This window comes from Variovorax sp. 20P10.2.4 (assembly GCF_058244205.1).
On sequence record NZ_JBZAYE010000242.1, the window covers coordinates 1 to 10,126 of the forward strand.

The 10,126-nt window shown below is 69.0% G+C and carries 13 protein-coding genes; 12 read left to right on the forward strand and 1 reads right to left on the reverse strand.

Translation table 11 applies throughout. From position 1 onward, the window contains the following. The 10 genes from AC27VN_RS21465 to AC27VN_RS21510 all read left to right on the forward strand — a co-directional run. Window positions 1–1,031, forward strand: a 1,031-nt coding sequence (locus tag AC27VN_RS21465; RefSeq protein ID WP_490877826.1) for an ATP-dependent DNA helicase, incomplete at its 5' end; no start/stop codon positions are given. Next, the gene (locus AC27VN_RS21470) at window positions 1,018–1,674 is read left to right on the forward strand and encodes an alpha-ketoglutarate-dependent dioxygenase AlkB (RefSeq protein ID WP_208511665.1); all 657 of its coding nucleotides are present in this window, start codon (window positions 1,018–1,020) and stop codon (window positions 1,672–1,674) included. The genes AC27VN_RS21465 and AC27VN_RS21470, both read left to right, overlap by 14 nt. 46 nt (window positions 1,675–1,720) lie before the next feature. Further along, complete coding sequence (locus tag AC27VN_RS21475; RefSeq protein WP_490877827.1) at window positions 1,721–3,073, forward strand: MATE family efflux transporter; 1,353 nt, start codon at window positions 1,721–1,723, stop codon at window positions 3,071–3,073. Between the two features lie 68 nt (window positions 3,074–3,141). Next, window positions 3,142–4,011, forward strand: a complete 870-nt coding sequence (locus tag AC27VN_RS21480) for a GyrI-like domain-containing protein (protein WP_490877828.1) — start codon at window positions 3,142–3,144, stop codon at window positions 4,009–4,011. Window positions 4,012–4,048: 37 nt separating this feature from the next. Beyond that, the gene (locus AC27VN_RS21485) at window positions 4,049–4,663 is read left to right on the forward strand and encodes a DUF938 domain-containing protein (RefSeq protein WP_490877829.1); all 615 of its coding nucleotides are present in this window, start codon (window positions 4,049–4,051) and stop codon (window positions 4,661–4,663) included. A gap of 284 nt (window positions 4,664–4,947) precedes the next feature. Then, window positions 4,948–5,967 (forward strand): patatin-like phospholipase family protein, encoded by a 1,020-nt coding sequence (locus AC27VN_RS21490; protein WP_490877830.1) that lies wholly within the window; start codon window positions 4,948–4,950, stop codon window positions 5,965–5,967. Window positions 5,968–6,004: 37 nt separating this feature from the next. After that, window positions 6,005–6,532, forward strand: a complete 528-nt coding sequence (locus AC27VN_RS21495) for an RICIN domain-containing protein (RefSeq protein WP_143129113.1) — start codon at window positions 6,005–6,007, stop codon at window positions 6,530–6,532. 124 nt (window positions 6,533–6,656) lie between these two features. Continuing rightward, window positions 6,657–7,061: a nuclear transport factor 2 family protein gene (locus AC27VN_RS21500; RefSeq protein WP_490877831.1), complete on the forward strand. Its 405-nt coding sequence runs from the start codon at window positions 6,657–6,659 to the stop codon at window positions 7,059–7,061. Further along, entirely contained in the window at window positions 7,058–7,639 is a 582-nt protein-coding gene (locus tag AC27VN_RS21505; protein WP_296782561.1) for a TetR/AcrR family transcriptional regulator, read from the forward strand. The genes AC27VN_RS21500 and AC27VN_RS21505 overlap by 4 nt, the downstream gene beginning before the upstream one ends. Window positions 7,640–7,720: 81 nt before the next feature. Continuing rightward, window positions 7,721–8,191 carry a Rid family hydrolase gene (locus AC27VN_RS21510; protein WP_490877832.1) on the forward strand — a complete coding sequence of 157 codons (471 nt, stop codon included), beginning with the start codon at window positions 7,721–7,723 and terminating at the stop codon, window positions 8,189–8,191. Here AC27VN_RS21510 and AC27VN_RS21515 read toward each other — a convergent pair. Then, window positions 8,157–8,702, reverse strand: a complete 546-nt coding sequence (locus AC27VN_RS21515; protein WP_490877833.1) for a hypothetical protein — start codon at window positions 8,700–8,702, stop codon at window positions 8,157–8,159. The two genes, AC27VN_RS21510 and AC27VN_RS21515, sit on opposite strands and share 35 nt — an antisense overlap. An 89-nt stretch (window positions 8,703–8,791) precedes the next feature. On the opposite strand from AC27VN_RS21515, the gene AC27VN_RS21520 reads away from it, so the two are divergent. Together AC27VN_RS21520 and AC27VN_RS21525 are read left to right on the forward strand one after the other, a co-directional pair. Continuing rightward, on the forward strand, window positions 8,792–9,385 hold the full coding sequence (locus AC27VN_RS21520) for a DUF4304 domain-containing protein (protein WP_490877834.1): 594 nt from the start codon (window positions 8,792–8,794) through the stop codon (window positions 9,383–9,385). A gap of 135 nt (window positions 9,386–9,520) precedes the next feature. Then, window positions 9,521–10,126: acyl-CoA dehydrogenase family protein (locus tag AC27VN_RS21525; protein ID WP_490877835.1), on the forward strand; the 606-nt coding region annotated here is incomplete at its 3' end.

The following is a 10,126-nucleotide window of genomic DNA, read 5'->3' on the forward strand; positions in this document are numbered from 1 at the left end:
TCGACTACGAGACCGCCGACGAGATCCCCGAGCGCTTCGCGCGCAGCCTGCAGGCCGCCAACACCGCGATGGCCGAGCACTTCGCGGCCACGCCCGATGCGGCGCAGGGCCCGCTGCAGCGTTTCTTCTTCGACGCGCTGCATTTCGCGCGGCTGGCCGAGAGCTTCGGCGACCACTCGGTGTTCGAGCGCACGCTGGGGCCGAACGGCTCGCGCGGGCTGGCCATCCGCAACCTCGTGCCCGCGCCCTTTCTCGAAGGCCGCTTCGCCGATGCCGCCTCGGCCGTCTGCTTCTCGGGCACGCTCTCGCCATTTCCGTTCTACCGCGATGCGCTGGGCCTGCCCGAGGACGTGGCCGTGCTCGACGTAGCCTCGCCGTTCAGCGGCCGCCAGCTCCATGTCGAGGTGGCGATGGATGTCTCCACGCGCTGGCGCGACCGCGCGCACTCGCTGCGCAGCGTGGCCGGCATCATCGGCAGCCAGTACGCGCGCCGGCCCGGCAACTACCTGGCCTTCTTCAGCAGCTTCGACTACCTCGAGCAGGCCTGCGCCGCCTTCGTCGCGCGGCATCCCGAGGTGCCCGTGTGGAGCCAGACCCGCGGCATGCCCGAGGCCGACCGCCAGGCCTTCGTCGAGCGCTTCGCCGTCGGCGGCCGCGGCATCGGCTTCGCGGTGCTCGGCGGCGCCTTCGGCGAGGGCATCGACCTGCCGGGCACGCGCCTCGTGGGTGCCTTCGTCGCGAGCCTCGGGCTGCCGCAGTACAACGCGCTCAACGAGATCACGCGCGAGCGCATGGACGCGCGCTTCGGCAAGGGCTACGAGTACACCTACCTCTACCCGGGCCTGCAGAAGGTGGTGCAGGCCGCGGGGCGCGTGATCCGCACCGAGCAGGACGAGGGCGTGCTGCACCTGCTCGACGACCGCTTCTCGCGCGCCGAGATCCGCGAGCTGCTGCCGCGCTGGTGGGAGGTGCGCCTTGGCGGCCAAGGTGACCAAGGTGGGCCGGGGAGGGGCGACGATGCGCGCCGCTAGACGCATCGAGCACGACGCGCAGCCCGACCTGTTCGGCGCCGCGCCGGTCGCGGCCATCGACGGGCTGCGCTATGCGCCGGAGTTCCTGAGCCCCGCCGAGGAGGCCGAGCTGCTGGCCATCGTCGGCGGCTTCACGCTGCGCGAGATGCGTTACAAGGCCTACACCGCGCGCCGCCGCGGCATCGGCTTCGGCGGCCGCTACGACTTCGACGCCAACCGGCTGCTGCCCGGTGCGCCGCTGCCCGAATCGCTGCATCCGCTGAGGCGCCGCGCCGCGGCCTGGGCCGGCATCGACGAGGCCGAGCTCACCCATGCGCTGATTTCCGAGTACCAGCCCGGCACGCCGCTGGGCTGGCACCGCGACGTGCCCGACTTCGAGCACATCGTCGGCATCTCGCTGCGCGGCGACGCCGTGATGCAGCTGCGGCCCTACCGGCGCGACGGCCACTACGCGGCCAACGATCCCATGGTGCAGCTGGGGATCGAGCCGCGCTCGATCTACCTGCTGCGCGGCGCCGCGCGCTGGGAATGGCAGCACGCGATTGCGCCGACGCCGGCGCTGCGCTACTCGATCACCCTGCGCACGCGCTCGCGGCGCAGGGTGGGCACGCCCGGCCCGGCGTGGCACGACGACGACCGCTGAGCCACGCCGAAGGCCGGGGCAGGGCGCGCGCTACGATCCGCCCCCCATGGAGTCCACTTCCACACGCCCCCTCTGGCAACGCTTCCTGGTCTTCCTCGGACCGCTGGTCCTGACCAACGTGCTGCAGGCGCTCGGCGGCACGGCCATCACCATCTACCTGGGCAAGCTGCTCGGCACGCGTGCGCTGGCCGCGGCGGTCAGCTTCTTTCCGCTCTTCATGTGCTGCATGGCCTTCGCGATCGGGCTGGGCACGGGTGCCTCGGTGCTCGTGGGCCAGGCCTGGGGCGCGCGCGACACGGACAAGGTGCGACGCATCGCGGGCTCGGTGCTGCTGGGCACCTTGCTGCTGTCGTGCGTCATCGCGGGCATCGGCGCGGCGGGGATCGGCCCGGTGCTGCAGGCGCTGGGCACGCCGGGCGACGTGCTCGCCGATGCCGTGGGCTATGCGCGCGTGCTGTTCGCCGCGATGCCTGTGCTGTTCGTGCACCTGATGCTGGCGGCGCTGCTGCGCGGCCTGGGCGACACGGTGACGCCACTCAAGGCGCTCGCCGTGGCGTCCTCGGTCTGGGTGCTGCTGACGCCGGCCTTCATCCTCGGCTGGCTCGGGCTGCCGCGGCTCGGCACCCAGAGCGCGGCCTGGGCCAGCATGACGGGCAACGCGCTGGCCGTGCTGTGGCTGGGCTGGCATCTGCATCGCAAAGACAGCCTGCTCGCGCCCGCGAAGCTGCGCGCGCACCTGCGCTGGAACGCGCCCGTGCTCGCGACGGTGGCGCGGCTCGGCGTGCCCACCGGGCTCTTCTTCATCACGAGTTCGCTGGCCGACGCGATGCTGCTGTCGCTCGTGAACCGTCATGGCCCCGGCGCGACGGCCGCCTGGGGCACGGTGGGCCAGGTGATGGCCTATGTGCAGTTCCCGGCGATGTCGATCGCCATCGCCGCCTCGGTGTTCGCGGCGCAGGCCATCGGTGCCGGCCGCCTGGACGAGATCGACCATGTGAAGCGCGTGGGCCTGTGGATGAACCTCGCGCTCACGGCCGGGCTGGCCGCGCTGGTGTCGCTGGCGGCGCCGCTCGCGGTGAGCCTGTTCAGCAACGACCCCGTCGTGATCGAGCTCGCGGCCTCGGTGCTGCGCATCACGGTCTGGGGCAGCGTGGCCTTCGGCATGGCGAGCGTGTTCACGAGCGTGATGCGCGCGGCCGGCACCGTGCGCGTGCCCACGGCGATCTCGCTGGGTTGCCTGGCCGTGCTGCTGTTTCCGCTGGCCTGGGTGCTGCAGCAGGCGCTCGGCTTGCGCGGCGTCTGGGTCGCCTATCCGCTGACCTACCTGGTGGCGCTGGGGCTGCAGGCGCTGTACTTCCACGGCGTGTGGAAGCGCAAGCCGATCCGGCGGCTGATCTAGGGAACGCGAAGGGCCGGACAGCAAGTTCGGTCAGGACGCGCCGCGCCCGCGTGGCCGATGATCGCGGCATGGACCGACCCACCCCCGACCTGATCGCCGAGCTCATCGCCTGGATCGAGGCGCGGCTCGACGACACGCTCACGCTCGATCGCATCGCGCAGCAGGCGGGACTGTCGCCGTATCACTTCTCGCGGCTCTTCACCGCGCGCATGGGCCGCAGCGTGATGGCGTATGTGCGTGGCCGCCGGCTGGTGCGCGGCGCGCGCCGGCTCTGCGACGAGCCGGAGCTCAAGCTCGTCGAGCTCGCGCTCGATTGCGGCTTCGAGTCGCAGGAAGCATTCACCCGCGCGTTCAAGCGCATCTTCGGCGTGTCGCCCGGCCGCTTCCGCGCCGGCTTCGCGCTCACACCCATCGAAGGCCAATATCCCATGAACCTGCCCACCAGCACCTCCACCGTCGTGACCCGGCTGCCCGACCTCGTGCGCCTCGAGGCCTTCAGCATCGCCGGCCCGGCCCGGCGCTTCGACCAGGAGAGCCGCGCCGAGATTCCGCAGCTGTGGTCCGCGCTGATCGGCGCCTTGCCGTTCAAGGGCCAGGAACCGAGCTGGGCCACCTACGGCGCGGTCTGGAGCGTCGACCGGGAGGAGGGCAGCTTCGACTACATGGCGGGCGTGGGCATTGCGCCCGGCAGCACCTTGCCCGCGGGCTTCAGCGAGAAGCGCATCCCGGCCGCGACCTATGCGGTGTTCCGCATCACGCTCGACGGATCGGCGCTGCACCCGCAGGTGAAGAACGCGATGGCGACCATCTGGGGCCAGCTGATCCCGGCCTCGGGACTCAAGCTGGCCGACAGCCCGGACTTCGAGCTCTACGACGGCAGGTTCGAACCCACGCGGCCCGGCGCGGTGATCGATTTCCACGTGCCGGTCGAGGGCTGATAGCCTCCGGCTCCCGTCCATCGCCACCGAGCACCGCATGTCCGATCTCTCCTTCAGCCCCGCCGCCGACCGCAACAAGCAACCGATCCTCGAGCGGCTGCGCGACCTCCTCGGCGACGAGGGCGCGGCGCTCGAGATCGCCTCGGGCACCGGCCAGCATGCCGAGTGGTTCGCGACGGCCTTGCCCGGCTGGAGCTGGCAGACCAGCGATGCCGATGCGCGCGCGCTGCCCGCGCTCGCACGCCGCGTCGAGCAGGCCGGGCTGCCCGGCCTCAAGCCGCCCGTGCTGCTCGACGTGATGGATGCACCCTGGCCCTCGCAGGGCGCGGCCTTCGCGCAGGAGTTCGATGCGATCTACTGCGCGAACATGCTGCACATCTCGCCATGGGCCACCTGTGCCGCGCTGAAGCAGGGCGCGGCGCGGCATCTGCGAGCCGAGGGCGTGCTGGTCACCTACGGGCCTTACTTCGAGGAAGGCACGGTGCCGGCGCCGAGCAACCTCGCGTTCGACCGGAGCCTGCGCGAGCGCGACCCGGCCTGGGGCATCCGCCCGTTGAAGGACGTGGAAGCGCAGGCGCGCGATGCGGGGCTGCGCCTGCACGCGCGGCACGAGATGCCCGCGAACAATCTGCTGCTGGTGTTCGGGCATTGACGGTCACGATGCCGTCACATCGATCTGCCAATCAAAAGCTGCAATCTCAATTCCGGCGAATGCATTGCAATGCGATCATTCGCCATGTCGAATAGACCATCCAATTGATGCGGAATTATCTATTCCGTCATTGAACTTTCTTCTCGCAACGGATTGCCGTGGGTGCTAATCCATTGGGTTGTACAACATTCCAACTCAGCGGGAATCCACTCGTAGACGACGATTGACGGCGAAGAAGAGACTCCGCGTCCCATCTCGGGATATGTCCTAAAGGAGTCTTTCCAGTGGCAAAGAAATTCACCATCCTGGCTTTCGTGGGCGGCGGAATTCGCGGACTCATGTCGGTCACGATTCTCAAGCGACTGAAGGAATACAGGCCCGACCTGATTCGCGATGTCGACCTGATCGCGGGTTGCTCGACCGGCTCGATCATCACGAGCGAATTGCTGGCGGGCAAGACGCCCGAGGAGATCATCCATCTCTTCACGCACGGCGAGCTGAACTTCTACGACAACATGAACACCGATCCGACGGCGCCGGCCTATCCGATCAAGTCGGTGTACGAAACGCAGGACCTGCTGCACGGCGCCAAGAAGGTCGGCGACGAGACCCGGAAGAAGGTGCTGTTCGTGACCTTCAACGTGGGCGGTCTCGAACTGGTCGACGGCATCGTGGTCCCCAAGCCGTGGTCGCCCTGGATGGTCACCAACATGCTGACCGAGGCCGACCTGAAGGACGGCTTCGACGGCCATGTGAACTACCCCATCGCCAAGGCCGCGACCTCGAGCGGCTCGATGCCGGGCCAGCTCAATTCCTTCGAAGGCAATGTCGACGGCGCCTTCTTCAACCACGATCCCACGATGGCCGCGATCGCGCTGGCCGTGCACAACGGCCACAAGCTCGAGGACATCTCGGCCATCACCATCGGCACCGGATTGATGCCCGACTGGGTCGCGCCCAACACCTACGAATGGGGCGCGCGCCAATGGATGGACGGTGTGCCGAATCCGTTCGAGAACACGACACCGTTCCTGATGAACCAGGAGCGGTCCTCGCCGATGCTCGACATGTGCCTCAACGGCACCTCGGACAACCTGATGCCGACCCTGGCCAAGCTGTTGCTCGGGGACCGCTTCACCAACCTCAATCCGCGGCTGCCGTGCTTCATCCCCGAGAACTCTACGAGCCCGCAGGCCATCTCGCTGTTGGAAGACCACGGCAACAAGCTGGATCTCGAGACGGCCTACCAGCTCATCGACAAGTACTGGCCGGGCGGTTCGAGCGATCAGCCGCTCGAGCCCTGAACGCTGCCATTCCCACCCATTGCGAACAGGAGAAATGATGCCGATCACCGACCCGGGATTCATTGCACCCGATGCCTACTTCATCACGCCGGAACAGCCCTTCGTCATCGGCCAGTTCGGCAAGCCGAGCCTGGTCCTCGACGTCTACGGGAACAACCCCGCCCCGAACCGGCAGGTCATCGCCTATCCGCCGAACGATGGACCCAACCAGGCATGGCGCTTCATCCCCGCGGGCGCGCCCGGCTGGTGGTACCTGCAGACGACCATGACCACCGGCTTCGTGCTCACCCTGGCCACCGAGCAGAACGTGGTGGTGGCGCCGATCTCCAAGGACGAGGACCAGCGCAAGAACCAACTCTGGTGCCTGATGCCCAGCGAAGTCCTCGGCTACTGGTTCATCCAGAGCAAGTCCGTGGTGAGCAACGAGCTCAATGCCAAGGTCATCGGTACCAGCAATGCGGCGGCCCCGACGATCCCCGACCCGATCGCCGTCGTGGTCGACGTGGACTACGCGAACTACACGCCGCTGGTCTGGTCGTTCAGGCCCATCCCCGTGACGGGCTGACGCGCCGCCCCTCGCATGAGCGGGGGCATTGGCCGTCGATATTTGATCGATCGTTACAGTAAGCCCTAGAATCGATTCGAGGGGCCGGTGCGGGACCGGCCCTTCTTTTTTGGGGAACGCAGAGATGACCGACACCGCCGTGCGCGAGACCGTGGACACGCTGTTTCGCAGGATCCGCGAAGGCGCGGACGCGACCGAGATCGCGCGCCTGTTCAGCGAGGAGGTCGACTGGTTCATCGCGGGCGACACGGCAACCGTGCCATGGATCGGCCGCAAGAGCGGCCGGCATGGCGTGGCCGAGTTCTTCCGCCAGTTGCGCGAACACGTGGCGCCCGAGCGCTTCGCGATCGACGCCATCCTCGTGGGGCAGGGGCGTGCCGTGGTGCTCGGCGATCTGGCCACGCGCGTGAAGCGCACCGGCCGGCTGATCGAGACCGCCTTCGCCTTCGACATCGGCGTGCGCGACGGCCTGATCGTGCGCTACCACATGCTCGAGGACAGCTGGGCCGTGGCCGAGGCCACGCGGTGAGCGGTCGGCCGCGCGGCTTCGACGACACCGCCGTGGTCGAGGCGGCGATGGACGTGTTCTGGTCGAACGGCTACGACGGCAGCTCGGCCGAGGCGCTGTGCCAGCAGACCGGCCTGGGCCGCGGCAGCCTCTACAACGCCTTCGGCAGCAAGCAGCAGCTCTACGAGCAGGCGCTGCTGCGCTACCAGGAGCTCGGCATCGAGGCGCAGACGCGCATCCTCAACGGGCCCGGCAGCGCGAAGGAGCGGCTGCGCGGCCTGATGTTGTGGGGCATCGAGGGCGACCTCGATCCGCGCCAGCGGCGCGGCTGCATGGCGCTGCTCGCGGCGCTGGACCGGGCGGGCAAGGACCCGGCGGTGGCCGAGATCAGCCGGGTCTACGTGGTGCGGCTCGAGCAGCTGCTGTGCCACCTGTTCGCGGTGGGGCAGCGCAACGGCGAGTTCGGCGGCGAGCGGCAGCCGCTGGAGATGGCGCGCGCCTTCCTCGCGAGCTACTACGGCCTGCGCATCCTCGGCCAGTCGATGCCCGATCGCGCCTTTCTCGAGGATGCGATGGAGGGGACGCTCGCGAGGCTTTGACGCCGGCCTGCGTTTCATGACGGCGGACCTTCGAGGTCCGCTTTTTTCGCCCAATTCTTGAACAATCATTCCATTGAAACGATGAACCCGATTTCCGTCGACGACATGCACGAGATCCCCACGCGCACCGGCAAGGTCGTGATCCCCGACGCGCTCGCGGCGGATGTCGCGCAGTTCCACTACGCACCCGCGCGGCGTGCCGGCGATGTCGTCCATCTCTCGGGCATCGTGGCCTGCCAGCGCGGCACCGAGACCATGGACGAGGCCGGCTTCGAGCACGAGCTGCGCAGCGTCTTCCGCCAGATCGAGCGCCTGCTGCTCGCCTGCGACGCGCGGCTCGACGACGTGGTCGAGCTGCAGATGTTCCATGTCTTCGGCAGCGCGAAGCTGCGCCTGGACAAGGCCGGCCAGCTCGCGGCCATGGCGCGCGTGCGCGACGAGTTCTTCGCGGCGCCTTATCCCGCGGCGGTGGAACTGGCCGTCGCCGAGCTGAACCCCGAAGGGGGACTGGTCGAGATCAAGGCGACGGCCTTCGCGCCGCTAGGGCGCTGAGGCCGGAGTCGGCCGCTTCGCGGTCGATCTCCGCGACCAGGGCGTGCAGCCAGCGGCGATGCGCCGCGAAGCTCGTCAGGCGGTCCTCGGCGGCTTCGCGCGATGCCAGGTGGCGATCGAGGAAGCGGAAGCCCACGGAGTCGGCCGCCTGTTGCAGCGTCTCGATGGCGAGGTCGCCTTCGTAGAGGAAGTCGAAACGGCTGATCCAGAAGCCTTGCTCGGTGCGGGCCAGCACTTCGAAGGCGCCGGGGTCCTCGATGCTGAACTCGATGAACGCCAGGCCGTCGTGCTGGCGCCAGACGGCCGCGACGCGGCTGTCGCGGTCCCACAGCGGCACCAGCGCCGGGCCCTCGGGCACCGCAGTGCCGTGGTAGGCATAGAAGGGCGGTCCGACGCAGCAGCTTTTGAAGGCCTCGTGCAGGCAGTCGCCCGATGCGAGCCGCTGCATGGCCTCGGACACGCCGAGCTCGCGCAAGGCCGCCATCCGCTGATCCTGTGCCACCACTGCCATCCGTCGTTCTCCTGAAACGCGGGGGCGAGCATAGCGAACACGACGACGCGGTCAGAATGCGCCTTCCATCCACTCCGACCACGAAGCCGATGACCACCCGTGCCGCCTTCCTCAAGCTGCTGACCCGCCAGCTCTATCCCGTGCTCCAGGCCGAAGGCTTCGAAGGCACGGGCCAGACCTTGCGACGCATCGAGGGCCCGGTGATCCATGTGTTCAACGTGCAGGGCGCGAGCGGCGGCAAGCAGTGCTACCTGAACCTCGGCGCGCACCTCGACTTCCTGCCGACCGAAGGCGGTGGCCAGGTCGCGCCGACCGAGATCGAGGAATCGCATTGCGTGTTCCGCGACCGCTTGGACCCGCCGCCCGGACCGGCCTACGGCTGGGCCTATGGCAGCTCGATGGCGGAAACCGAGGAGACGGTCGCGTTCATCGTGAGCGAATGGTCCGGACCCGGACGCGCCTTCTTCGCGCGGCACGGCAGCTATCCGCAGGGCTTCGTGCAGATGCTGCGCGAGACCGATCCGACCGCGATCCACGCGCGCACGGCGCTGCACCTCGCGCGGATCGCGGTGCACCTGGGCGAGCGATCGATCGCCCAGGCGCTGGTCGACACGGGCCTGGCGAAGGCACCCGAGCGCGCCACCAGCCTGAAGGCGGATCTCGAGAAGGTGCTCGGGGACTGATCGCGCCCGGTGGAGGGCGCGTCACCGCTGCTCCTACAAGGCCGGAGGCTGCCTGCCGACGGGACGGGGGAAAAGCGCTGTCTATGGTCGCGTGAGTTCAACAGGCCCACACAGACACAGCGACGCCCACGATCCATGACGGAGGACCTCAGCAGCGACACCCTCGAGCGGCTTCGGCTTCCCGCCGATCCCGCGACCGCACTGACCCGCCTCGTCGAAGCCGGCGCCGACCGCGTGCCCTGGCCCGCCCAGGGCCGCACGCTGATGCGCTGGCGTGCGTTGGCCGAGGTCGCGGCGCACGATCTCTCGCTGGCCAAGCTCTACGAAGGCCACACCGACGCGCTCGCGATCCTGGCCGAGCTGCATGGCCCCGCCGTGCCGCCCGGCTCGCGCTGGGGCACCTGGTGCGCCGAACCGCCCGATGCGCGCGTCGCCATGCGGCCCGAGGAGGGCTGTCCCGGCGCCATGCGGCTCGACGGGCGCAAGGCCTGGTGCTCGGGCGCCGCGGGTCTCACGCATGCGATCGTCAGCGTGCACGACGAGGAGGGCCGTGCCTGCCTCGCGGCCGTGTCGCTCCGACAGCCGGGCGTGCGCGTCTCGGACGAAGGCTGGGAGGCCGTTGGCATGGCGGCGAGCGCGAGCGTCGACGTGCATTTCGACCATGCGCTCGCGGTACCGATCGGCAAGCCGGGCGATTACGTGAGCCGGCCAGGCTTCTGGCAGGGCGGCGCGGGCATCGCG